This window comes from Streptosporangium sp. LJ11 (assembly GCF_051918945.1).
Lineage (GTDB): Bacteria > Actinomycetota > Actinomycetes > Streptosporangiales > Streptosporangiaceae > Streptosporangium.
The window spans coordinates 29,515-52,621 of record NZ_JBPXMB010000010.1; the positions used below are offsets into that span (position 1 = coordinate 29,515).

At 72.5% G+C, this 23,107-nt stretch carries 20 protein-coding genes, 1 tRNA gene, 1 pseudogene and 1 riboswitch; of the genes and pseudogenes, 16 read left to right on the forward strand and 6 right to left on the reverse strand.

The features are described 5' to 3' along the window. Nucleotides 1-43: 43 nt before the first annotated feature. Genes ACTOQ3_RS16420 through ACTOQ3_RS16430 form a run of 3 tightly spaced genes read left to right on the forward strand, consistent with a single transcriptional unit; the run spans nt 44 to nt 2,740 of the window. Nucleotides 44-1,093, forward strand: a complete 1,050-nt coding sequence (locus ACTOQ3_RS16420; RefSeq protein ID WP_440084242.1) for an ABC transporter permease — start codon at nt 44-46, stop codon at nt 1,091-1,093. A gap of 46 nt (nt 1,094-1,139) precedes the next feature. Beyond that, the gene (locus ACTOQ3_RS16425) at nt 1,140-1,907 is read left to right on the forward strand and encodes an ABC transporter ATP-binding protein (RefSeq protein ID WP_440084243.1); all 768 of its coding nucleotides are present in this window, start codon (nt 1,140-1,142) and stop codon (nt 1,905-1,907) included. A 59-nt stretch (nt 1,908-1,966) separates the two neighbouring features. Further along, nucleotides 1,967-2,740: an enoyl-CoA hydratase-related protein gene (locus tag ACTOQ3_RS16430; RefSeq protein ID WP_440084244.1), complete on the forward strand. Its 774-nt coding sequence runs from the start codon at nt 1,967-1,969 to the stop codon at nt 2,738-2,740. Nucleotides 2,741-2,892: 152 nt separating this feature from the next. Here ACTOQ3_RS16430 and ACTOQ3_RS16435 read toward each other — a convergent pair whose 3' ends face one another. Continuing rightward, complete coding sequence (locus tag ACTOQ3_RS16435; protein WP_440084245.1) at nt 2,893-3,630, reverse strand: TetR/AcrR family transcriptional regulator; 738 nt, start codon at nt 3,628-3,630, stop codon at nt 2,893-2,895. A 100-nt stretch (nt 3,631-3,730) separates the two neighbouring features. Here ACTOQ3_RS16435 and ACTOQ3_RS16440 point away from each other — a divergent pair, with 100 nt between their 5' ends. Further along, complete coding sequence (locus ACTOQ3_RS16440; RefSeq protein ID WP_440084246.1) at nt 3,731-4,669, forward strand: ATP-binding cassette domain-containing protein; 939 nt, start codon at nt 3,731-3,733, stop codon at nt 4,667-4,669. Beyond that, a complete protein-coding gene (locus tag ACTOQ3_RS16445; RefSeq protein ID WP_440084247.1) occupies nt 4,662-5,414 on the forward strand; it encodes an ABC transporter permease in 753 nt (250 codons plus the stop codon). The genes ACTOQ3_RS16440 and ACTOQ3_RS16445 overlap by 8 nt, the downstream gene beginning before the upstream one ends. Before the next feature lie 57 nt (nt 5,415-5,471). Here ACTOQ3_RS16445 and ACTOQ3_RS16450 read toward each other — a convergent pair whose 3' ends face one another. After that, nucleotides 5,472-5,993: a DUF402 domain-containing protein gene (locus ACTOQ3_RS16450; RefSeq protein WP_440084248.1), complete on the reverse strand. Its 522-nt coding sequence runs from the start codon at nt 5,991-5,993 to the stop codon at nt 5,472-5,474. A gap of 52 nt (nt 5,994-6,045) precedes the next feature. Then, nucleotides 6,046-6,158, forward strand: a riboswitch (SAM riboswitch). A 39-nt stretch (nt 6,159-6,197) separates the two neighbouring features. On the opposite strand from ACTOQ3_RS16450, the gene ACTOQ3_RS16455 reads away from it, so the two are divergent. From ACTOQ3_RS16455 to ACTOQ3_RS16480, 6 genes are all read left to right on the forward strand, one after another. Further along, nucleotides 6,198-7,133, forward strand: a complete 936-nt coding sequence (locus ACTOQ3_RS16455; protein ID WP_440084249.1) for a glutathione S-transferase C-terminal domain-containing protein — start codon at nt 6,198-6,200, stop codon at nt 7,131-7,133. Next, a complete protein-coding gene (locus tag ACTOQ3_RS16460; protein ID WP_440084250.1) occupies nt 7,130-8,887 on the forward strand; it encodes an FAD/NAD(P)-binding protein in 1,758 nt (585 codons plus the stop codon). The genes ACTOQ3_RS16455 and ACTOQ3_RS16460 overlap by 4 nt, the downstream gene beginning before the upstream one ends. Next, nucleotides 8,884-10,680 (forward strand): ABC transporter substrate-binding protein, encoded by a 1,797-nt coding sequence (locus tag ACTOQ3_RS16465; protein WP_440084251.1) that lies wholly within the window; start codon nt 8,884-8,886, stop codon nt 10,678-10,680. Before ACTOQ3_RS16460 ends, ACTOQ3_RS16465 begins: the two co-directional genes overlap by 4 nt. Continuing rightward, nucleotides 10,677-11,645 carry an ABC transporter permease gene (locus ACTOQ3_RS16470; protein WP_440084252.1) on the forward strand — a complete coding sequence of 323 codons (969 nt, stop codon included), beginning with the start codon at nt 10,677-10,679 and terminating at the stop codon, nt 11,643-11,645. The genes ACTOQ3_RS16465 and ACTOQ3_RS16470 overlap by 4 nt, the downstream gene beginning before the upstream one ends. A 76-nt stretch (nt 11,646-11,721) precedes the next feature. After that, nucleotides 11,722-12,591 carry an ABC transporter permease gene (locus ACTOQ3_RS16475; protein WP_440084253.1) on the forward strand — a complete coding sequence of 290 codons (870 nt, stop codon included), beginning with the start codon at nt 11,722-11,724 and terminating at the stop codon, nt 12,589-12,591. Beyond that, complete coding sequence (locus tag ACTOQ3_RS16480) at nt 12,588-14,336, forward strand: dipeptide ABC transporter ATP-binding protein (RefSeq protein WP_440084254.1); 1,749 nt, start codon at nt 12,588-12,590, stop codon at nt 14,334-14,336. Before ACTOQ3_RS16475 ends, ACTOQ3_RS16480 begins: the two co-directional genes overlap by 4 nt. On the opposite strand, the gene ACTOQ3_RS16485 is transcribed toward ACTOQ3_RS16480, so the two are convergent. Then, nucleotides 14,282-15,538 (reverse strand): MFS transporter, encoded by a 1,257-nt coding sequence (locus ACTOQ3_RS16485; protein WP_440084255.1) that lies wholly within the window; start codon nt 15,536-15,538, stop codon nt 14,282-14,284. The genes ACTOQ3_RS16480 and ACTOQ3_RS16485 overlap by 55 nt on opposite strands. Nucleotides 15,539-15,636: 98 nt before the next feature. Here ACTOQ3_RS16485 and ACTOQ3_RS16490 point away from each other — a divergent pair, with 98 nt between their 5' ends. After that, nucleotides 15,637-16,275, forward strand: coding sequence for a MarR family winged helix-turn-helix transcriptional regulator (locus ACTOQ3_RS16490; RefSeq protein ID WP_440084256.1), 639 nt, complete (start codon nt 15,637-15,639; stop codon nt 16,273-16,275). Nucleotides 16,276-16,375: 100 nt separating this feature from the next. Here the strand turns inward: ACTOQ3_RS16490 and galK are convergent. Further along, nucleotides 16,376-17,487: pseudogene (gene galK, locus ACTOQ3_RS16495) on the reverse strand (galactokinase). A gap of 149 nt (nt 17,488-17,636) precedes the next feature. Here galK and ACTOQ3_RS16500 point away from each other — a divergent pair. Then, a tRNA-Ile gene (locus ACTOQ3_RS16500) sits at nt 17,637-17,710 on the forward strand. Nucleotides 17,711-17,886: 176 nt separating this feature from the next. On the opposite strand, the gene ACTOQ3_RS16505 is transcribed toward ACTOQ3_RS16500, so the two are convergent. Both ACTOQ3_RS16505 and ACTOQ3_RS16510 read right to left on the reverse strand, forming a co-directional pair. Beyond that, complete coding sequence (locus ACTOQ3_RS16505; RefSeq protein WP_440084257.1) at nt 17,887-18,654, reverse strand: sulfite exporter TauE/SafE family protein; 768 nt, start codon at nt 18,652-18,654, stop codon at nt 17,887-17,889. A 149-nt stretch (nt 18,655-18,803) separates the two neighbouring features. Next, nucleotides 18,804-19,376: an NADAR family protein gene (locus ACTOQ3_RS16510; RefSeq protein WP_440084258.1), complete on the reverse strand. Its 573-nt coding sequence runs from the start codon at nt 19,374-19,376 to the stop codon at nt 18,804-18,806. Nucleotides 19,377-19,544: 168 nt separating this feature from the next. Here ACTOQ3_RS16510 and ACTOQ3_RS16515 point away from each other — a divergent pair, with 168 nt between their 5' ends. The 3 genes from ACTOQ3_RS16515 to ACTOQ3_RS16525 all read left to right on the forward strand — a co-directional run bounded on the left by ACTOQ3_RS16515 (nt 19,545) and on the right by ACTOQ3_RS16525 (nt 22,899). Further along, nucleotides 19,545-20,321 carry a DUF4184 family protein gene (locus tag ACTOQ3_RS16515; protein ID WP_440084259.1) on the forward strand — a complete coding sequence of 259 codons (777 nt, stop codon included), beginning with the start codon at nt 19,545-19,547 and terminating at the stop codon, nt 20,319-20,321. Nucleotides 20,322-20,514: 193 nt separating this feature from the next. Further along, on the forward strand, nt 20,515-21,945 hold the full coding sequence (locus tag ACTOQ3_RS16520) for a glutamate decarboxylase (RefSeq protein WP_440084260.1): 1,431 nt from the start codon (nt 20,515-20,517) through the stop codon (nt 21,943-21,945). An 84-nt stretch (nt 21,946-22,029) separates the two neighbouring features. Continuing rightward, a complete protein-coding gene (locus tag ACTOQ3_RS16525) occupies nt 22,030-22,899 on the forward strand; it encodes a class II glutamine amidotransferase (RefSeq protein ID WP_440084261.1) in 870 nt (289 codons plus the stop codon). The last annotated feature ends 208 nt before the right edge of the window (nt 22,900-23,107 follow it).

Consider the following 23,107-nt stretch of genomic DNA (forward strand, 5'->3'; position numbering starts at 1 on the left):
AGGAGCCGCAAGCCGTGAGAGCTGCGAGAGCGGGAGCGCCGACATGGAGACGACGCCGGGCGACGACCGGTTGTTGCCAGGGCGGGTCCGGCTCGCCCTGCTCGCCACCCGGAAGGTCGAGGCCCTCATGAGCGCGCGGACCACGGAGCCCGTCGCGTCTCCCGGCGCGGGGCGGCAGGACTGGGAGCCGCTGCCCCGGCGCCCGGTCCGGCCGGGACGCCTTCGGGGACGGCGCCCCGGCTCTGGTTCCGGCCTGTCCGGCGGGAACCCGTCCGGCGGGAAAGACCGGTCCGCCGCGAAAGGCCGATTCCCCGGGAAAGGCCGATCCGGCGGGCAGGGCCCGTCCGTCCGGGCCCGCTGGGGCCTGCGGGCGGCCTCGGTGCTGTTCCCGCTCGCCCTCTGGGCCGCCGTCAGCACGGCGGACCTGGTGGATCCCACCTTCCTGCCCTCCCCGCTGGCCGTCCTGGAGGCGTTCGCGGAGATGCTGGGCACCGGACAGCTGGTCGACGACACCCTCGCCAGCCTCGGCAGGGTCGGTGCCGGGTTCGGGCTGGCGGTGCTGATCTCGGTGCCGCTGGGCGTCGCCATGGGCACCTCGGCCGTGGCGCTGGCGCTGCTGGAACCGGTCGTCGGCCTGCTCCGCTACATGCCGGCCGCCGCCTTCATCCCCCTGCTGATCATCTGGCTGGGCCTCGGCGAGCCCTCCAAGATCGCGATCCTCGTGCTGGGCGTGGTGTTCTTCAACACGCTGATGGTCGCCGACGCCGTACGGCGGGTGCCCGGCGAGCTGGGCCAGGCCGCGGCCACCCTCGGCGCCCGGCGCGGTGAGATCCTCAGGAAGGTGACCTGGCCGTACGCGCTCCCGGCGGTCGTGGACGCGGCGCGGATCAACGCCGCCGCCGCGTGGAACTTCGTGGTGGTGGCCGAGCTCATCGCGGCCGAGTCGGGGCTCGGCTACCGGATCGTCCGGGCCCAGCGGTTCCTGCAGACCGACAAGATCTTCGCGGTGCTCATCGTGATCGGGGTCGTCGGCCTGCTGATCGACGTCGCGCTGCGCGTCCTGCGCGACCGTCTCGGGAGGTGGGTGGTGTGAGGTCCACGTCACGAGTGCCGAGTGACCGTTCCGGAAGGTGGGCGGCATGACCCTCGTGCTGAGCGGTGTGGCCAAGGACTACGGCACCACGCGCGTCCTGGACGGCATCGACCTGTCGATGGAGCCGGGCGAGTTCGTGTGCGTGGTCGGGGCGAGCGGCTCCGGCAAGTCGACGCTGCTGTCGTTGATCGCCGGGCTCACCCCGGCGAGCGCGGGATCCATCTCGCTCGACGGGGCACCCGTCACGGGCCCCGGGCCCGAGCGCGGGCTGGTCTTCCAGTCGGGCGCGCTGTTCCCCTTCCTCACCGTCGCCGAGAACGTGGCCTTCGGGCTGCGGCTGCTGCCGATCTCCCGGGCGGACAGGGAGCGGCGGGTCCGCTGGTATCTCGGCGAGGTCGGGCTGTCGTCCCTGGCGGGCGCGCTGCCCCGGCAGCTGTCCGGCGGGCAGCGCCAGCGGGTGGCGATCGCCAGGGCGCTGGCGTGCGAGCCGGCCGTGCTGCTGCTGGACGAGCCCTTCGGGGCGCTGGACGTACAGACCAAGGAGGACATGCAGCTCTTCCTGCGCGAGGTGTGGCGCGACACGGGCACGACGGTGCTGATGGTCACCCACGACGTGGAGGAGGCCGTCCTGCTCGCCCAGCGGGTGCTCGTCTTCGCCTGCGGTCCCGGCAGGGTCGCCGCCGAGGTCCCGATCGACCTGCCCGCCTACCGGGCCCTCACGGTCAAACGCACCTCCTCCTTCCTCGGCCTGCGTGCCACGGTCGAGGATCTGGTCCGCTCGCACATGCTGACGCCGGAGAGGGAAAAGGTGTAGAACGATATTCTGTGGCTCTCCGGGCGGAGAGCCCCGACGGGCTTCCGAGGGGATGCGGGATGGTCGATCTGGTGCTGTCGTCGATCGAGCGGGGCGTGCTGACGCTGACGTTCAACCGCCCGGACCGGCTCAACGCCTGGACCGACGAGATGGGCCGCCGCTACTTCGACCAGCTGGCCGAGGCCGAGAAGAACCCCGAGGTCCGGGTGATCGTGGTCACCGGCGCGGGGCGGGGTTTCTGCGCCGGTGCGGACTTCCGGACGCTCACCGCCCTGCAGGACGGCTCCTACGCGGGGCGGCCCGACCCGCGCCCCACCACCTTCCCGACCACGATCCGCAAACCGATCATCGCCGCCGTCAACGGCGCCTGCGCCGGGCTCGGCATGGTCCACGCCCTGCTCTGCGACCTGGTCTTCACCGCCGCCGAGGCCAAGTGGACCACCGCCTTCGCCCGGCGCGGCCTGATCGCCGAGTACGGCATGTCGTGGGTCCTGCCCCGGCTGGCCGGTCAGGCCAGGGCCATGGACCTGCTGCTGTCGGGCCGCACCTTCACCGGCGCCGAGGCGTACGAGCTGGGCCTGGCCGGCCGGTCGGTGCCGGGGGAGAGGCTGATGGAGGAGACGCTGGCCTACGCCCGCGAGCTGGCGACGTACAGTTCCCCGGCCTCGATGGCCGTGATCAAGCGTCAGGTCTGGGGTGACTGGCAGCAGAGCCTGGAGGCGTCGGAGTCGGCCGCGACGCGTCTGATGGCCGAGTCCTTCGGCCGGTCGGACTTCGTCGAGGGCGTCGCCAGCTTCGTCGAGCGCCGCGCGCCCGGCTTCCCGCCCCTGTAGTCCTCCGCGGCCCCTGGGCTTCTTCGCGGGCGAGGCCGGCGGCCTTCCGTTCCGTCGAGCGCCGGACGCCGTCGAGCGCGGGACGCCGCCGGGCCGCCGGGCCGGGGCGGCTTCCGGCGCGAGGGGTGCGAGGGGTGCGAGGCCGTTCCGGATCAGGCGGGCGGTTTTCCGGTCACGAGCACCGCGACGCCGTCGAGGATGCGGTCCATGCCGAAGGCGAACTCGTCGTCGGGACCGCCCGACATGTCGAAGACCCGGGCTTCGAGAAGCTCGTGGATCTCGGGGAAGCGCTCGGCGTCGGTGAGCCTGGCGAGTGACCGGGCGTAGCCGGACAGCGCCTCCTCGTCGGTGACCTGGGAGGCGTCGAAGGCGTCCTGGAGGTCGGCCAGCAGCGCCACCTCGGTCCTGACGAAGCCGTTGACCAGCAGCAGCGCCGCCAGCTTCGTGTCCGGGTCGAGTCCGGTGCCGCGCAGGCAGCGCAGCCCGGCCTCCAGCCAGGCGACGTGGTTGGGCATGATCCCCGGGCCGGTGATGGGGATGCGCAACGACCAGGGGTGCCTCTGCAGGGAGGCGCGCATGGCGGCGGCCCACCGGTGGACGCCCCGGCGCCAGTCGTCGCCCGGCTCCGGAAGCGGGGGAGGAGGGCCGAGCACCGCGTCCGTGATGAGCATGAGCAGGTCGCCCTTGGAGGTGACGTAGCGGTAGAGCGCCATCGTGGAGACGCCGAGCTCGGCGGCGATCTTGCTCATCGAGACCGCGGGGAGTCCCTCCGCGGAGCCCACGCGCAGGGCCGCCTCCACGATGTGCTCCAGGCTCAGGGTGCGTTTGGGCCCCTTGCCGGGCCGCTCGCGCAGCCCCCAGGCGATCTCCACGCTTTCCGGCACTTCCATCGCGCTCCCGGGCTTGACCGTCCTTTCCCGTGAGTGTATACCTTACGCAATACCGCGTATGCCATAAACAGTAGAGCGTACGCCATACGCAGGAGGGGCAGTGGAACCAGCGATAGAGGTCGTCGGCCTCACCAAGTCCTACGGCCGGGTCGCCGTCCTGACCGGTGTCGACCTGCGCGTCGCCAGGGGCAGCGTGTACGCGCTGCTCGGTTCGAACGGCGCGGGCAAGACCACGACCGTGCGCACCCTGGCGACGCTGGTCAGGCCGGACGCGGGGCGGGCCACGGTGGCCGGGTTCGACGTCGTGCGCGACCGCCGCCGGGTCCGCCGCGCCATCAGCCTGACCGGCCAGCACGCGGCGGTCGACGAGCTGCTGACCGGCGAGGAGAACCTGCGGATGATGGGCCGCCTGTCCGGTCTGTCGCGCGCGGCGGCCCGCCGCAGGGCGGCCGAGCTGCTGGAGCGGTTCGACCTGGTCGAGGCGGGGAGGCGGCGGGTCGGCACGTACTCGGGCGGCATGTGGCGACGGCTGGACCTGGCCGCGGGGCTGGTCGGCGCGCCGTCGGTGATCTTTCTCGACGAGCCGACCACCGGTCTCGACGTGCGGAGCAGGCAGGCGATGTGGGAGGTGATCACCCAGCTCACCGGCACGGGTACCACGGTCTTCCTGACCACCCAGTATCTGGAGGAGGCCGACAGCCTGGCCGACAGGATCGCGCTGCTCGACGGCGGGCGGGTGGTGGCGGAGGGCACCGCCGACGAGCTCAAGGCGAGGGTCGCCGCCTGGCGGCTGGACCTCGTCCTGTCCGACGCGCGGTCGTTCGCCGAGGTGACGCGCCTTCTCGGGGCGCGGGCCCTCCACGCCGATCTCGCCACGCTGACCGTCGGGGCGGCCACCGACGGGAGCGCCACGGGGATCCGCGCCCTGCTGGACGAGGTGGACCCGGGGCGTTCGGCGGTCGAGAGGTTCACCGTGCGCGGCGCCACGCTCGACGACGCGTTCCTCGCGCTGACGGACAGGGAGCGGGCCGGTGTCTGAACTCGCCGCCTGGCCGGTGATGACCGGCCGTGCCGTCCGCCTGTCGCTGCGCAACCTCGACGCGCTGCTCACCTCGTTCCTGATGCCCGTCCTGGTCATGCTGCTGTTCGTCTACCTGTTCGGCGGCGCGATACAGACCGGCACCGACTACGTCACCTACGCCGTCCCCGGCATCCTCGTCATGTGCGCCTCCTACGGCGCCTCCCTGACCGCGGTCGCCGTCAGCCACGACATGAGCCGGGGGATCGTCGACAGGTTCAGGTCGATGGACGTCGGCGGCGGGGCGTTCCTGGGCGGGCACGTGGCCGCGAGCACCGTGCGCAACCTCACCTCGCTCGCCATCGTGTTCGCCGTCGCGTTCCTGCTCGGCTTCCGGGCGGACGCGGGCCTGTCCGGCTGGGCCGCGGCGGTGGGCGTCCTGGTGGTGTTCGTCCTGGCCATGTCCGCCGTCTCGGCCCTGGTCGGCCTGCTGGCCAGGACGCCGGAGGCCGCGGGCGCCTTCACCTTCCTGGTGATGTTCCTGCCCTACCCGAGCAGCGCCTTCGTCCCGGTGCACACCATGCCCGCGTGGTTGCACGGGTTCGCGGAGAACCAGCCGGCCACGCCGATCATCGAGTCCGTACGCGGCCTGCTGCTCGACCGGCCCGTGGGGGGCGACCCGTGGAAGGCGCTGGCCTGGTGCGGCGGTTTCCTGCTGGTCTCGGCGGTCCTCTCCGCCAGGATGTTCCGCCACCGCGCCCGCTGAGGTCGCGGGGGTGCCGGGGCGGTGGGGGTCGCCACCCCCGGCACCCCCGCCCATGGTTCAGCCGACCAGGGTGAGCCAGCGCGGCGCGTCCCCGAAGGGGGCGGTGCGGGAGGTGACGGCCTCCATCAGCCAGGCGGCCGAGGCTCGGGCGTTCTCGACCACGTCGGTCGGGTAGGCGTACTTGACCCGGTGCTCCTCGAACTCGTCCTCGTCGTCCAGGAAGACCCTGCTCGGGCGGCCCTTCAGCAGGTTCCGGCGGGTCCGGATCACGTCGAGGTCCAGGTCGACCATGGTGACCTCGCCGTCTCTCCACTCCGGCACCGTGGAGACGTCGCAGTAGATCTCGTGCTTGTGCGGGGCGGCGTTGAAGGCGGCCGTCCACCAGGCGTCGCGCGGGAAGAGCATCACGAACGGATGCGGCCAGGGGACCGCGGGACCGTCGCCCTTGTGGCCACTGGAGTCGGCCACGCAGCCCGTCCACACCCCGTGCTCGTCCTCGCCGAGCAGCAGGCCGCGGTGATGCCAGTGCAGTGATCCGTCGTACTTGCGGTAGACCACGTTCACGCTCTCATAGGACATTCCACGACACTAAGCCTTGACAGAGATCTATGTATTTCCTACCTTCTAAATAGGTTAAGAGCGTCAGTGAGAAGCCCCGGCTGGCTGACCGGCAACCCTCGCACCGCGGCGGGGTGCCTCCGGGGGAGACCTGGCGGCACGGTGGGCGTGCCGCAAGCGCGGACCCCCTCAACCAGGGTCACCGAGACATGCCGGGAGCGCCACATGTCGAAGACCAGCACACTGAACCACGCGAGCCCCGTCGACCTCGACACCCACGGCCACTACCGGCCCGGTGGCAGGCCCGGCCCGCGCTACCCCTTCCAGGGGCGGATCGGCACATCCGCCTTCCCCGCCGAGCCCGGGCGCTATCACCTCTACGTCGCGGCCGTCTGTCCGTACGCGCAGCGCGCGGCCATCGTGCGCTCCCTCAAGGGACTCCAGGACGCGGTCTCGCTCTCCTACGTCGACGACGAGCGCGACGGGCGCGGGTGGGCGTTCCGCGAGCGGCGCGGGGCCGACCCGGTCAACGGGTTCACCATCCTTCGGCAGGCGTACGAGGTGACCGAGCCCGGCTTCGACGGGCACGTCTCGGTGCCGGTCCTGTGGGACAGGACGACCGGCCGCATCGTCAGCAACAACTTCCCCGACATCACGATCGACCTGGCCACCCGGTTCGGCGGCGACCCCGAGGCCGACCTCTACCCCGAGGAGCTCAGGCCGGAGATCGACGAGCTCAACACGAGGATCTACGAGATCGTCAACACGGCGGCGGGCCGCGTGGCGGCGACCACCACCGAGACCGCGTACACCGAGGCGCGCGGGGCCGTGGTCGCCTTCCTGGACGAGCTGGACGCCCGCCTGGCCGACCGCAGGTTCCTGTTCGGCTCGGGGATCACCGAGGCGGACGTGCGGCTCTGGCCGACCCTGCTCCGCTTCGACCTGAGCGACAACCCGGCGGCGAGGATCAGCGAGCGCCCGCTGACCGCCTTCCCCAACCTGTGGGCCTACGCCAGGGACCTGTACGCCCACCCCGCCTTCCGCGAGAACACCGACTTCGCCGTCATCGCCCGTACGTCGGGCGAGACCGACGCCTGGCGGATCCCGGTCGAGCCGTCGCACGCCGACTGGGACCAGCCGCACCGCAGAGCCGCCGTATGAGCGCCTCGATCGCCGTCGTCGGCGCCGGGCCGACGGGCACCTGCCTGGTGGAGCGCATCTGCGCCAACGCCGCCGACCTGCTCGGCTGGCCGTCGCTGGACGTCCACGTGATCGACCCCCACCCGCCGGGCGGCGGGCGCGTCTGGCGCCACGACCAGCCGGACCTGCTCTGGATGAACTCCGCCGCCGCCGACGTGACGCTCTTCACCGACGAGTCGGTGCGCTGCGAGGGACCGATCCGCCCCGGACCCACGCTGGCCGAGTGGCTCGGCGGCGACCCCGGCAGGTTCGCCTCCCGCCCGGCACAGAACGGCTACCTCTCCCACGTCTTCCGGCAGGCGGTGGCGAACGCCCCGCGCGGCGTCCGGGTGCACGTGCACGCCGCCCGCGCCGTCGACCTCGCCGACGTCCCCGGCGGGCAGGCGGTGACGCTGGACGACGGCCGGACGATCGAGGCCGACGCGGTGATCCTGGCCCAGGGACACGGCGACGTGACGCCGACGAGGGAGGAGAGCGCGCTGGCCGATCTGGCCGCGCGCGGGGGGCTGCGCTACCTGCCCACCGGCTACGCGGCGGACCTCGACCTGGACGGCGTTCCCGCGGGAGAGCCGGTGATCGTGCGGGGGATGGGGCTGGCCTTCGTCGACCTGATGGTGCTGCTCACCTCGGGCCGGGGCGGCCGGTTCGTCCGCGAGTACGACGGGGAGCTGGTCTACCTGCCCAACGGGCGCGAGCCCCTCCTGCGCGTGGGGTCGCGGCGCGGCGTGCCGTACCACTCCAAGACCGGTTACCCCTTCACCGGCGCCCGCCCGCCGGTGCCGCGCTTCCTCACCCGCGAGACGCTGGGGGAGGGACCGTGGAACTTCCGCCGCGACGTGTGGCCGCTGGTCGCCAAGGAGCTGGCCTTCGCGTACTACCACGAGCTCATCACCGCCCACCCCGAGCGCGCCAAACTGGGCTGGGCGCAGTTCGAGGAGGGCTTCGCCGCCGAGGAGTGGCGCAGCCTCGGGATGCGCAGGCTGATCCGCGAGGCCGTGCCCCGGCACCCGGACCGGCTCGACTTCGACCGGCTCGACCGGCCGCTGGACGGCATCCGGTTCGGCGACCAGGCCGGCCTGCAGAAGTGGATGCGCGGCTATCTCACCGTCGACCTGGAACGACGTTCGGATCCGGCGCACAGCGCCGACCACGCCATGATCCTCGGGCTGCTCTCCGTCTACGGTGTCCTCGCCGAGCTGGGCGTCTCCGACCCGTGGTTCGGCGGGTTCTTCAGCTACGTCGCCAGCGGCCCGCCGGGACCCCGGCTGGAGGAGCTGCGCGCCCTGGCCAGGGCGGGGGTGGTCACCTTCCTCGGCGCGGACCTCAAGGTCGACCACCACGACGGGCGCTGGCGGGCACAGAGTCCCACCGTGCCCGGCGGCGTGACGGCCACCACCCTCGTCGAGGCCAGGCTGCCCGCGCCCAGCGTGAGCCGGGCCGTCGACCCGCTCATCGCCGCGCTCCGCGACCGGGGCGAGCTCGACGAGGAGTCGGGTCTGGTGAGCGTACGGCCCGCCGACCGCCGCCTGCTCGACAGGTCCGGCACCCCGCACCCCCGCAGGTTCGCCTTCGGCCCCTGGGTCGTCGGCGGCCGGGCCACCGGCGGCTTCGCCAGGCCGCACCTCAACGCCCCGCTCTTCCGCCACGCCGACGCCCTCGCCCGGATCGTGCTGTCCGAGGCCGCCGGAACCCAGATACGACGGCACGTCGCATGAACCGCCCTGATCACGCCGGTCGTCCCGGCCGGCGCCTCACCGAGCCGTCCGAGCCCGCCGCGCAGAAGCACGCCGTGGAAACGCACGCCGCGCAGCAGCACGCCGTACAGAGGCATGTCGTACCGAAGCACGAGGAGAAGAACGTGAAGTTGCGATGGGGCGCCCTGGCGCTCGCCGGGGTGCTGGCGCTCACGGCGTGCGGAGCCGAGAGCGGGGCCCCGAGCGCGGCGGCCGGCGGTGAGGGCGGCGGTGGTGACGGTGGTGACGGCGGGTCGCTCGTGTGGGCGGTGGAGACACAGCCGATCACCTTCAACCCGCACCAGTGGGGTCAGAACAAGGCCCGCCTGCTGGTCCACAACCAGTTCGACGCCCTGATCGCCCGGGGGCGGAACGGCGAGTTCCTGCCGTGGCTGGCCACGTCCTGGAAGGTCTCCGAGGACGGGCTGACCTACACCTTCGAGCTCCGCGACGACGTCACCTTCCACGACGGCGAGAAGTTCGACGCCGCCTCGGTGAAGGCCAACCTCGACCAGCTCGTCTCGCCCGGCTACAACGCCGCGGTCAGCGCCGTCCAGCTGCGCAACTTCGACAGGGCGGAGGCGACCGCGCCGCACACCCTGAAGGTCACGCTGAAGGCCCCCGACGGGTTGTTCCTGGACTTCCTCTCCTCCCCGTACGCGGGCCAGGTCTCCCCGAAGTCGCTGAAGAGCGCCAAGGACCTCAAGGCGGGCGGCGTCGACGTGGTCGGCACCGGGCCGTTCGTCCTCGACCGGTTCGTCCCCGGCCAGGAGGTCCACTACAGGCGCAACCCGAACTACAACTGGCCGCCCACCGGCTCCGCCCACCAGGGGCCGGCGCACCTGGCCGACATCACGTACCGCTTCCTGCCCGAGGCGGCGGTACGGGTCGGCGCGCTCACCTCCGGGCAGGTGCAGGTGATCGAGGGCGTGCCCGCCACCGAGATCGGCCTCATCAAGGGCGACCCCGAGCTGAGGTTGGAGACCAGCCTCAACTCCGGAAGCGCGTTCTCCTACTACTTCAACGTCTCCCGCCCCCCGTTCGACGACAGGCGGGTCCGCGAGGCCTTCCGCGACGCCGTCGACGTGGACGCGGTGCTCACCTCCGTCTACCAGGGCACCGCCAAGCGGGCCTGGAGCGTCATCGGCCAGGGCAGCCCGCAGTTCTACGACCCCTCGCTGGAGAAGACCTTCGGCGACGACCCGGCGCGGGCCAACCGGCTGCTCGACGAGGCGGGCTGGAAGGAGCGCGACGCCGAGGGCTTCCGGGTCAAGGACGGCAAGAGGCTGACCGTGCGCACCGTCAACGCCGCGCCGTTCGTCCGCGACCGCCGCGACGTCCTCGCCCAGGCCGTCCAGGCGGCCGTCAAGCAGAGCGCGGGGATCGACTTCCAAGTCAAGATCGTGGACCAGGGCACCGCGCAGAAGGCCGTCGACGACAACGAGTACGAGATCTTCGAGAACTCGCGCGGCGACACCGACGCCGGGGCGGCGCTCAACCTGATCCTGGTGAAGGACGCCGCGATCAACCGCACGAAGTTCGGGAACGCCGAGCTGGACGAGCTGCTCGCCGACGCGTCGGCCACCTCCGACCTCGCCGAGCGCAAGGAGCTCTACGCGAAGGTGCAGAAGACCGTCGTCACCGACGAGGCGCTCCTGCTCCCGCTCTACGTTCCCGCCGACCAGATCGCCCACCGCGCCTCGGTCACCGGGATCACCTTCGAGCCGGTCTCCGGCACTCCCGACAGTGCTTACGACGTCCGGACAGGGACGTGAGCACTCTCACACTCACCCGGCGGGGGCTGGCCGCCGCCGGGTGGCTCGGCCCGGTGGTCCGGCGGCTCGGAGCGGGCGTCGCCGTGCTCTGGGCCGCCGCCACCGCGGCCTACCTCGCCCTGATGTTCGCCCCCGGCGACACGGTCGACGTGCTCGTCGGCGACGGCCTCGACACCCCCGAGCGGCGGGCGCAGATCATCGCCGAGTGGGGGCTGGACCGCTCCCCGCTCCAGCAGTACGGCGACTATCTGCTCCGCCTGCTGCGGGGAGACCTGGGCCGCTCCTACATCCTGCAGCGTGGCGTCGGCGACGTCCTGGCCTCGCAGATCTGGCCGACGATCCAGCTCGCGCTCACCGCCGCGCTCTTCGGGGTCGTCCTGGCCCTGGTGCTCGCCCTGACCACCGCCGGCCGCCGCCCCTGGCTCGGCGGCCTGGTCGGGCTGGCGGAGCTGGTCGTCGTCTCGGTCCCGCCGTTCCTCATCGGCATCCTGCTGCTCGCCGTCTTCTCCTTCACCCTCGGCTGGTTCCCCGTCGCCGGGGACAGGGGACTCGTCTCCCTCGTGCTGCCGGGGCTCGCGCTCGGGCTGCCGATCGCGGGGGTGCTCGGCCAGGTGCTCCGCGAGGGCCTGGAACGGGCGCTGGAGGAGCCGTTCGCGGTGACCGCCCGCTCGCGCGGCATCACCGAGTGGCGGCTCGTCGCCCGGCACGCGCTGCGCCACGCGCTGCTCCCCGCCGTCACCCTCACCGGCTGGTTCGTCGGCTTCCTGCTCGGCGGCGCGATCATCGTGGAGGCCGTGTTCGGCCGCCCGGGACTCGGCCAGGTCACCGTCGGCGCGGTGAACGGCAAGGACATGCCCCTGGTGATGGCCGTCGTGCTGGTATCCGCCCTCGCCTACGTGACGGTCAGCACGATCGTCGACCTCGCCTACCTCGCGATCGACCCCCGCCTCAGGAGGAGCCGATGACGGTCCCGTCGCGCAAGGAGCCGGCGGTGGTCCCGCCGGGAGGGACGCCCTCGCCGTACGACCCGAGGAGAAGCCGATGACGACGATCACGGAGGTCCCCGGTGTCGCGGCCGTCGCCCCGGCTCCGGCCGGGCGCGGGTACGGCTTCAGCGCGCCGCTGGTCGCGCCGCTGCTGTTCCTGGCGGTCGCCGCGGTCGCCGCCCTGGCGCCCGGCCTGCTGACCGATGCCGACCCGCTGGCCGCCGACCCGCTGCACGCGCTCGCCGGGCCGAGTGCCGAGCACTGGTTCGGCACCGACCACCTCGGCCGTGACGTGCTGTCGCGCGTCGTCCACGGCGCCGGGCACTCGCTGAGCATCGGCGCCGCCGCAGTCCTGCTCGCCGCCGGGGCCGGTGCCCTGCTGGGAGTCCTGGCCGGGCTGTCCCCCCGCCACGTCGACGAGCTGCTCAGCCGCCTGTTCGACGTCGTGGCGACCTTCCCCGAACTGCTGCTCGCCCTGCTGGTCATCGCCATCACCGGTCCCGGCACCGGCAACGTGATCCTCGCGATCGGCATCGCGCAGATCCCCAACTACGCCCGGGTGATCCGCGCCCAGACGTTCGTGGTGCGCCGCTCCGGCTACGTCGAACAGGCGGTCACCCTCGGGCTGGCCAGGCCGGTACTGGTCGCCCGCCACGTGCTGCCCAACGTGCTGGGCCCGCTGCCGGTGCTCGCCACGATCGGCATGGGCACCGCCGTCATCGCCACCTCCGGGCTCAGCTTCCTCGGCATGGGCCCGCAGCCGCCCAGCCCGGAGTGGGGCTCGATGCTGTCGGAGGCCCGCGACTACCTGCGCGTCGCCTGGTGGACCGTGCTCTTCCCCGGTCTCTCCGTCACCCTGACCGTCATCAGCCTGACGCTCGTCGGGCGCCGCCTGCAGCGCCGTTTCGAGGGGAGAAACCGGTGAGCCTCATCGACGTCGAGGACCTGCGGGTCGGCTTCCCCCGGGCGGGGGTGCGGGCCGTACGGGGAGTGAGCCTGTCGATCGAGGCGGGCGAGTGCGTGGCGATCGTCGGGGAGTCCGGCTCCGGCAAGAGCGTCACGGCCAGGACGCTGGTCGGGCTGACCGGCACGGGCGCCGAGGTCGCCGAGGTCGCCGAGGTCGCCGAGGTCACGGCCTCCCGGTTCGCGGTGAACGGCCGGGACGCGCTCCGGTTCGGCGCCCGTGACTGGCGACGGCTGCGCGGGCGGTTCGCGGGGCTGGTGTTCCAGGACGCGCTGACGTCGCTCGACCCGCTCCGTACCGTCGGCGACGAGATCGCCGAGGTGCTCGCCACCCACGACGTCGTACCCCGCGCCGCCCGGAGGGAAAGGGTGATCGAGCTGCTGGAGGCGGTCGGGGTGCCGGAACCGGAGGTGCGGGCCAGGCAGTACGCCCACCAGCTGTCCGGGGGACTGCGCCAGCGCGCCCTGATCGCCTCCGCCATCGCCGCGGGCCCGCCCCTGATCATCGCCGACGAGCCGACGACCGCACTCGACGTCACCGTGCAGGCCCAGATCCTGCGGCTGCTCGCCGCCCGCAAGGCCGAGGGCACCGCGCTGCTCATGATCAGTCACGACCTCGCCGTGGTCTCCGCGGTCGCCGACCGCGTACTGGTCATGAAGGACGGGGTGATCGTCGAGGAGGGGCCGACGGGACGCGTGCTGTCCGCGCCCCGGCACGACTACACCAGGCTGCTGCTCGCCGCCGTCCCCTCCGCCGTCTCGCGCGGCACCCGCCTGTCCGCCATCGCGGCAGGGGGGATCGCGCTGCGCACCCCGCTGCCGGAGCGGACCGTGGACCACACCGCGCCGATCCTGGAGGTCTCGGGGGTGTCGGCCGCGTACGGCTCGCGCACGGTGGTCGACGACGTGTCCTTCGAGGTCTACCCCGGTGAGACGCTCGGCATCGTGGGAGAGTCGGGTTCGGGGAAGACCACGGTCGCCCGGCTCGTCCTCGGACTGCTCGAACCCCCCTCGGGTGAGGTCCGGCTGGGCGGCGAGCCCTGGTCGGGGATCCGCGAGCGCAGGCGGCGTTCCCGCAGGTCCCGCATCCAGGTGATCTCCCAGAATCCGCTCGACTCCTTCGATCCCCGCTACACGGTGGGCCGCCTGGTGGCCGAACCCCTCCTCGGCGCCTCCTTCGAGCGCGGCTTTCCGCGCGGCGTCTCCTCCGGGAGCGCGTCTTCGGGCGGCGCCCCTTTCGAGCGCGGTTCCTCGCGTGGCATCCCTTCGGAGCGCGGTTCCTCGCGCGGCGTTCTCCTCGACCGGGTGGCCGAGCTGCTGGACCGGGTCGGCCTCCCGGCGGACGTCGCCGGCCGGCACCCCCGGCGCCTGTCCGGCGGCCAGCGCCAGCGCGTGGCCATCGCCAGGGCCCTCGCCACCCGTCCCGACGTGCTCGTCTGCGACGAGCCGGTCTCCGCGCTGGACGTGTCGATCCAGGCCCAGGTGCTCGACCTGCTCGCGGAGATCCAGGCCGCCGACGGGACCGCGCTGATCTTCATCTCCCACGACCTCGGGGTGGTCCACCACGTCGCCGACCGGGTGCTGGTCATGCGCGGAGGGAGGGTCGTGGAGGAGGGACACGTGGACGAGGTGTTCTTCCTGCCCCGGCACGACTACACCCGCGAGCTGCTCGGCGCGGTGCCCAAGCTGGTGCCGGCCGAGCCCTGACGAAGGCCACGGATGTCGGGCAGGGCCAGCACCCCCAGGCAGGAGACCGCCAGCAGCGCCGCCGCCCCGTACAGGGTGGGGGCCGTGCCCACCGCCCCGGCCAGCGGCCCGGCCAGGGCCATGCCGAGGGGGGTCAGCCCGAGGGAGAGCAGCCAGTCGTACGCGGACACCCGTGAGATCGCCTCGGCCGGGATGTGCTCCTGCACGGCGGTCTCCCACATGGGGGACATGAAGGCCAGGCCGCCGGTCATCAGCCCGTAGGCCACCGCGACGATCAGCGCGGGCGCCTCGGCGGCGAGCAGGACCAGGGGCAGGGCGCCGAGCGTGAGCGCGACGTTTGCCACGACGAGAGGCCTTCGCGGCCTCGCCCGCAGCGCCAGCAGCGCGCCGCACAGGGCGCCGACCGTGCCACCCTGCACGATCGTGCCCCAGGCGAGCTCGCCACCGAGGCTCGTGACGGCGATCACGGGCCCGATCGTGATCAGGGCGCAGCGGCTGAGGTTCCACAGGGAGTGGCCGACGAGGTTCGTCCAGTACCACCGGTGGCGGCGCAGCTGCGCCCAGCCTTCGGCCAGCTGCCTGACGAACCGCTCGCGCGGCGCGGGCGGGATCGGCGCGAGCCGGAGCCGGCCCAGCAGCACCGCGCTGGCCGTGAACGTCGCGGCGTCCAGGAGCAGTGCCCAGCCGGGCCCGGCGGTCAGCGCGAGGGCGGTGGCGATCCCCGGGCCGAGCAGCATGGACCCGCGCTGGGCGATCGCCATGAGCGCGTTGGCCCGGGGAAGGTGCTCCGCCGTCACGGTGGCGGGCACCAGGCCGGTCGTGGCGGGCAGGAAGAACGCGGAACCGGCTCCCGAGACGGCGGCCAGCGCCGCCAGGTGGACGATGTCGACCGTACCGGTGATCAGCTCGAGGCCCATGGCGGCGTGGGCGAGCCCGCGCACCACGTCCGCGCCCATCATCACGCGGCGGCGCGGGAGCCGGTCGGCCCACACGCCGCCGGGCAGCATCAGCGCCACCGTGGCGATCGACTGGGCGGCCAGGACCACCCCGAGATCGGTGGCCGAGCCCGTCGCGGTGACGATCGCCAGCGCGAGGGCCACGACGGTGATGGAGTCGCCGACGTGCGAGAGGGTCTGGCCGGTCCACAACAGGCGGAAGCGAGGATCCCGCAGGGGAGCCCATGAGTCGCGCAAGGGGGTCATGAACGGAAATTTACTACGAAAACATAATATATGCATCCGTATTAAAGGCGGCGCGATGTCGACGACGACTCGGCGGAGTGCGGCGTTACCCTTTGGGGATGCCAGAGCCTGATTCCATCGACCGGCACATCGCGCACTGGTCCCGGGAGCTGTCCGACCTGGATCCGCAGGTCGAGGGGATCATCACGCGCATGCAGGCGCTCGTGCGGCTGCTCAAGCGGAGCAAGGACGCCTGGCTGAGCGAGGGAGGGCTCAAGCCCTGGGAGTTCGACGTCCTCCACCACCTGGTCGCGGCCGGGCCGCCCTACCGGGTGACCCCTTCCGTGCTGGCCGGGTGGCTCGACACCCACCCGGCAACGCTGACCAACCGGCTCGACCGGCTGGAACAGGCCGGATACGTCGACCGCGTGCACGATCCCGGCGACCGCCGCCGCCTGCTCGTCGCCCTGACCCCCGCCGGGCGCGCTGTCTGGCAGGAGCGCATGGATCAGGGCGACCTCTCGGAGCGGGAACTGCTCGGCCCGCTCGACCCCGGGGAGCGCGAGGTCCTCGACGATCTCCTGCGCCGGATGGTCCGGAACGCGGAGCGGGACGGCCCGCCGCTGATGCCCGACTGGCCGTCCGGGCCGGGCCCGGCTCCGGGGGCGGATTCGGGTTCGAGGCCGGGGGCGGGGGTGGACCCGGTGGCGGGGCCGGGTTCCGGCGCGGGTACGGGATCGAGCCGGCCGGCCGGGTGACCTCGGGAGTGGAGACGGCCGGCAGGGTGATCTCGGAACCGGTTCCGAGATCACCCTGCCGGCCGTCGGATGATCCTGTGCGCGGGAGCGGGCGGGGTGGTCAGAGCAACCTGCGGGCTCCCGCGGCCGGGGTCGCCGGGTAGATCTCCGGCGCGGCCCAGCCGCGCTCGGCGTAGGCCCCGGTCACCGACTCCCGTACGGACTCCACCCGGTCGTCGGCGACCAGCGCGATCGCCGACCCGCCGAACCCGCCCCCGGTCATCCGCGCCCCCCGCGCCCCGCCCCTGACCGCCGACTCCACGGCCACGTCCAGCTCGGCGCAGGACACCTCGAACTGGTCGCGCAGCGACAGGTGGGAGGCGTTCAGCAGCGACCCGATCTCCCGTACCGCACCGGCTCGCAGCATCCCGATCACCGCCTCGACCCGGTGGTTCTCCGTCACCACGTGCTGGGTGCGCCTGCGCTCGTCGCCGCTCAGCCGCGCGAGGGCGCCCGCCAGGTCCGTGACGTCGCGCAGCGCGTCGACGCCCAGGTGCTTGGCGGCGTTCTCGCAGTCCTTGCGACGGCGGGCGTACTGCCCGTCGGCGAGCTCGTGGTGCACCCCGGTGTTGATGATCAGCAGCTGCAGGCCGTGACTCGCCAGGTCGAACGGGATGCTCCTGGTCCCGAGGCTCCGGCAGTCCATGAACAGCGCCTTCCCCTCCTCGCCGAAGGCGGAGGCCGCCTGGTCCATGATCCCGCACGGCATGCCCACGAAGTCGTTCTCGGCCTTCTGCGCGGCGAGGGCGATCTCCATCTTGGTCAGGCCGAGCCCGTACAGCTCGTTCAGCGCGGTGCCGACGGCCACCTCCAGCGCCGCGCTCGACGACAGTCCCGCCCCCCGGGGCACGTCCCCGTCGATCACCACATCCGCACCGCCGACCGAGCGCCCCCGGCCCTGTCCCTGCCCCTGCCCCTGCTCCCGCTCCGCTTCGCCGAGTGCCCAGAACACCCCGGCCACGTAGCGGGCCCAGCCCTCGGCCTCGTCCAGCGTCGCCAGCGTCACCGGCCCGCCCGCCTGCAGCGACCGCAGCCTGACCACCCCGTCCTCGCGCGGCGACACCGCCGCGGTCACCCCCCACGGCAGCGCGAACGGTTGACCCGCCCCGGGGCGTGCCACACCCCGGCCGGTTCCGTGCCGTACGAGTCCCTGAAAGCTTCAACAACGCGCATGATCCAACACTCCTCAACAAGGTTCAGCAGTAGGGTAGCGAGTACGCCGGGGCTCGGTTCCACTGAAGGTCACATCTTGAACCCGTCCCGCCCGGCAGGTGTGCGAACAGCGTCTACGTTTGGTTGAATGCCGCGTACGGCGTGCGCGAGGGGCGGTAGCTCAGCCGGTTAGAGCAGGGGACTCATAATCCCTGGGTCGCGGGTTCGAGTCCCGCCCGCCCTACCCTCCGTGACCACCCGGAAAGCGCCCCTGATCTGCGTGTTCGCGGTCGAGGGCGCTTTCGGCGCGTCCGGCTGTCACTGATCGCCTCGGTCCCCGGCGGTTGGCCGTGCCGGACACGTGCCGAAGTTCCGGCAACGGCGCCCGGGACGGGGACCGCGCGGTACGAAGGTCCTGGGTCAGGGGCGCAGCAACTGGACGATGGCGACGGTGCCGACCGCCACGATGAGGCCGCGCAGCACCGCGGGGCTGAGCCGGCGGCCCACCCTGGCCCCGATCGAGCCGCCGAAGGCGGAACCGACCGCGATGAGCGCGACGGCCGTCCAGTCGAAATCCGCGGAGAAGAGGAAGAAGATCGCGGCGGCGGTGTTGACGACGGCGACGAGGACGTTCCTCGCGGCGTTGAGGCGTTGCATGGTCTCGTCGAGGAGCACGCCCATCAGGGACATGTAGATGATCCCTTGGGCGGCGGAGAAGTAGCCGCCGTAGACGCTGGCGAGTGTCAGCCCGGTGAGAAGCAGCGGGCCGCCGTCGGGATGGGCGGTGCCGCTGACGCGTTCGCGGCGTCGCCGTACGCTCCTGCCGATCCAGGGCTGGAAGATGACCAGGACGAGGGCGAGGCCCACCAGGGCCGGCACGATCCTCTCGAACGCCGTGGCGGGCAGGGTCAGCAGAAGCGTGGCCCCCGTGAGGCCGCCGAGCAGGGCGCCGACGCTCATCTTCAGGATGCGCCGACCCTGGCCGCCGAGCTCCGCGCGATAACCGATCGCCCCGCTGATGGAGCCGGGGATCAAGCCGAGAGTGTTGGAGACCGCGGCGGTGACGGGCGGCATCCCGGTGGCGAGCAGAACGGGAAAGGTGATCAGCGACCCGGAGCCGACGACGGTGTTGACGGCGCCGGCGCAGGCGCCCGCCGCGAAGACGGCGAGCATCTCCCACGGCGTCACCCTGTCTCCTCCCTCGAGGAATCGGCGTTCATGCCCGGCCCGGCGACAAACGAGGGCGGTGCCGCACGGCGCACCAGCTTAAACACCCCCGGACCCTCGACCGACGGCCTGGTCGGACTCCGCCTCGATCGAGGCGGGTCCCGGCCCTTTCACGATGAGGCGCCAAGGGCGTCGCGGGCGTCCATGAGGGCGAAGCCGAGCAGGTTCAGGCCTCGCCACGTGGCGGGGGAGGCGGCGCGTTCGTCGTCGGCGGCGAGCCCGATGCCCCAGACCCGGTCGACGGGGCTGGCCTCGACCAGGATGCGGGAGCGGGTGCCGAGCAGGAAGTCCCTCAGCTCGGGGTGCTCGCCGAACTTGGCGATGTTGCCGCGCACCACGATCTCGTAGCGGTGCTCGTCCCACACGGCCTCGTCGAAGCCGCGGACCTCGCGGCCGAGTTTCTTGGCCTCGCCGGGGTGCCCGGCGGCGAGGATCCGCGCGGCGGTCCCGTCGTCACCGAACAGCCATGCCTTGTGCGCCATCATGTAGTGCTCGGCCGACCGGAAGTCGTGCCCCTCCGAGGTGAAGACGGCCTCCCACCACTGGCTGAGGCATCCGGCGCCGACCCCGCCGTCCCGCGGCGGCCGGTGGCCCCAGAAGAACAGGTAACGCAACCGCTCCCCGTCTCGCTCGGCGGCGACGGCTTCGGCGACCGAGCGGGGCGCTCTGATGAGATCGGACACCGGTACACCGTGCCACGGGTGGCCGCCGGACGGCCACCGGGTTACCGGCGCGGACGGGACGACCTCGGCGCCGGCCACGGATGACCGGCCTCCGGCATGATCACCGTCCGCGGATGACCGGCCGTCCGGCATGATCACCGCCCGCGTCGACGACGTCGATAATGGGACATGCCCTTCACCCTGAGCCACGCCGTCGCGATCCTGCCGCTGCGGCGGTGGTTACCCCCTTCGGCGCTGGCCATCGGCGCCATGGTGCCCGACCTGCCGTACTACCTGCCGTTGCCCTTCTCCTCAAGGACCACCCACGGCTGGCCGGGCGCGTTGCTGGTGGATCTGCCCGTGGGAGTGGCGGTGCTCGTCGTCTTCAACCTGTTGCTGCGCGCGCCGTTGACGGCGCTCGCCCCGGACGGGTTGCGCGCGCGGCTGCCCGACCCGGCGCCGTCCGGGCGCGGGATCGCGGTGGTGGCCGCGCTGCTGGCAGGCGTCGCCACGCACCTGGTGTGGGACGGGTTCACCCAGGTGGGAGGCTTCGCCGTGGTGCACTGGCCGGCGATGCGCGTCTCGGTCGTCGGGGCGCACCGGGTGTTCAACGTGGTGATGTACGTCAGTTCGCTGGGTGGGCTCGTGGTCCTGGCCTGCTGGTTCGTCCTGTGGTATCGGCGCGCCGCCGTACGGCCGGGACGCCTGCCCGGCGTGACGGGGCGGTCGCGCGGGTGGGTCCTGGCCGCCGGGGCGGGCGCCGCGACCGTCGGCGCGGTCGTGCTGGGGAGCGGCGACCGTGCCGCGGTGAGCCTGTACGACCTGGTGCGGTGCGTGATCCTGGGCGGGATGATCGGGAGCGGCGTCGTCCTGGCCGGCTACGTGGTCGCGTGGCACGTGTGGCCGGCGGCGCGCTCCCGGCGGGGCACGCCGCGACCGGATCGAACCGAGGAGCACGCTCGTTGACGGTACCGAGCCGTCCGCACGCGGCAACCGGGGTGGTCGGGAGGGGGCGAACATCGGTGAGCCGGCCGCCGCGACCGGACGGTCCCGGGCCCCACCCGTCTCAAGGTGGTGTCGCGCGGCGGTGGCGGGGTACCCCGTTCAGGGGGAAAACTCCAGCTCACGATGCTTGGTCGGCTCGGGAAGGACATGGACGATGCCTTTGCGGCAGCCCGGTCACCCCGGGCGCGGAAGCCGGGATCTGGAGATCAACCCGATCTTCAGCCGGGAGCCCCTCCGGGTCCCGCGCCACGCCATGCCGGACGGGGAGATGGAGCCGGACACGGCCTACCAGCTGGTGCACGACGAGTTGATGCTGGACGGCAACGCGCGGCTGAACCTCGCGACGTTCGTCACCACCTGGGCGGAGCCGCAGGCGCTGAGGCTGATGGCCGAGTGCGTCGAGAAGAACATGATCGACAAGGACGAGTATCCGCAGACCGCGGAGCTGGAGAAGCGATGCGTGGACATCCTCGCCCGGCTCTGGCACGCCGAGGACCCCCACCGCGCGACAGGCTGCTCGACGACCGGGTCGAGCGAGGCGGCGATGCTGGGCGGTCTGGCGCTCAAACGGCGCTGGCGGCACCGGCGCCGCGCGAAGGGCCGCCCCGTCGAGCGTCCCAACCTGGTGATGGGCGTCAACGTGCAGATCTGCTGGGAGAAGTTCGCCGACTACTTCGACGTCGAACCCCGGTACGTGCCCATGGAGGGTGATCGATACCACCTGAGCCCCGAGACGGCGGTCGAGGCGTGCGACGAGAACACCATCGGTGTCGTCGCCGTCCTCGGCTCCACGTTCGACGGTAGCTACGAGCCCGTCGCCGACATCGCGGCGGCGCTGGACGAGCTGCAGGCCCGCACCGGCCTCGACGTGCCGATCCACGTGGACGGCGCCTCCGGTGCCATGATCGCCCCTTTCCTCGACCCGGGCCTGCACTGGGACTTCCGGGTGCCGCGGGTGGCGTCGATCAACACCTCCGGGCACAAGTACGGCCTGGTGATGCCCGGAGTGGGCTGGGCGCTGTGGCGCGACTCCCCGGCGCTCCCCGACGACCTGGTCTTCCACGTCAACTACCTCGGCGGGGACATGCCGACCTTCGCGCTGAACTTCTCCCGGCCGGGCGCCCAGGTGGTCGCGCAGTACTACAACTTCCTGAGGCTGGGCTTCGACGGTTACCGCCGGGTGCAGCGGACGTGCCGGGACGTGGCGACCCGCCTGGCCGGGGAGATCGCCGAGCTGGGCCCGTTCGAGCTGATCACCGACGGTGGCCAGATCCCGGTGTTCGCCTTCCGGGTACGGAAGGGGGTCGGCGGCTTCACGGTCTTCGACGTCTCCGCCGCGCTGCGTGAGCGCGGCTGGCTGGTGCCCGCCTACACCTTCCCCCGGAACCGTACGGACCTGGCGGTACTGCGCGTCGTCGTCCGCAACGGCTTCAGCCACGACCTGGCCGATCTGTTGCTGGAGGACCTGCGCAGGGTGCTGCCCCGGCTGGAGGCTCAGGGCGAACCGCGCCGCACCGCCGATGACGCCGGAGGCTTCGCGCACGGTACCGAGGGCAAGAGCCCTCGCCGTCACGGCCACGGCTGAAGGTACGCGGCGACGATCGAAGACGTCCGCGCCGGACGGGGGAGAACCGGCCGGGCGGAGGACGAGGGAGAAGGAGAGATCGGGATGTGCCGTCTGTTTGGCATGAGCAGCGCGCCTCGGCGCACGTGTGCCACCTTCTGGCTTCTGGACGCGCCGGTCAGCATGAGCGAGCAGAGCCGCCGCTATCCCGACGGGACCGGTCTGGGGTACTTCGACACCGACGGCACCCCGGAGGTGCACAAGACGCCCGTCGCCGCCTACCGGGACCAGTGCTTCGCCGAGGAGGCCAAGGAGACGGAATCCGCCACCTTCGTGGCCCACGTGCGTTTCGCCTCCACCGGTGGCCTGGAGAAACGCAACACGCATCCCTTCCTGCAGGACGGGCGGCTCTTCGCCCACAACGGGGTGATCGAGGGCCTGGACGAACTCGACGCGGAGCTGGGCGAGTACCGGGATCTGGTCGAGGGGGAGACCGACTCCGAGCGCTTCTTCGCGCTGATCACCCGTGAGACCAGGGCGCACGGCGGCGACGTCGCCGCCGGTATCGAGGCCGCCGCCCGCTGGGTCGCCGAGAACCTGCCCGTCTACGCCCTCAACCTGGTCCTCAGCACCCCGCGGGATCTGTGGGCGCTGCGTTACCCCGACACCCACCACCTGTACGTGCTCCAGCGTGCCGCGGGCGGGTGCCGCGGCGGACGGCACCTCGACCAGAGCGGCACCGACGGCCGCATCCGCGTCCGTTCCCGCGACCTGATGGATGTCCCCGCCTTCGTGGTCGCCAGCGAGCACATGGACGACCATCCCGACTGGTGCCCGATGGAGCCCGGCGAGCTGCTCCACATCGGACCGGGCCTCGACCCCACCCGCCGGGTCGTGCTGCCCGACGAGCCCGCGCACCGGCTGAGTCTCGCCGACCTGCGCCCCGAGGCCGCCGCCTCGCAGCAGGCCACCTGAGACCGCGTCTCGCGGTGTGCGCGTCGAAGCACCGGTCAGGGACGAGGTGGCACGACATCAGGTCCGGGACCGCCGAGGCGGATGACCGGGGGACGTGCGAGCAGGAACCCGCGCCAGGTCGACGGGTTCGCCGTACGGGCGGACCGTTCCCCCGGTGACGGTGACGGTGACGGGAGGCGATGGGGCGTGCCGACGGTTCCGGCCGTCG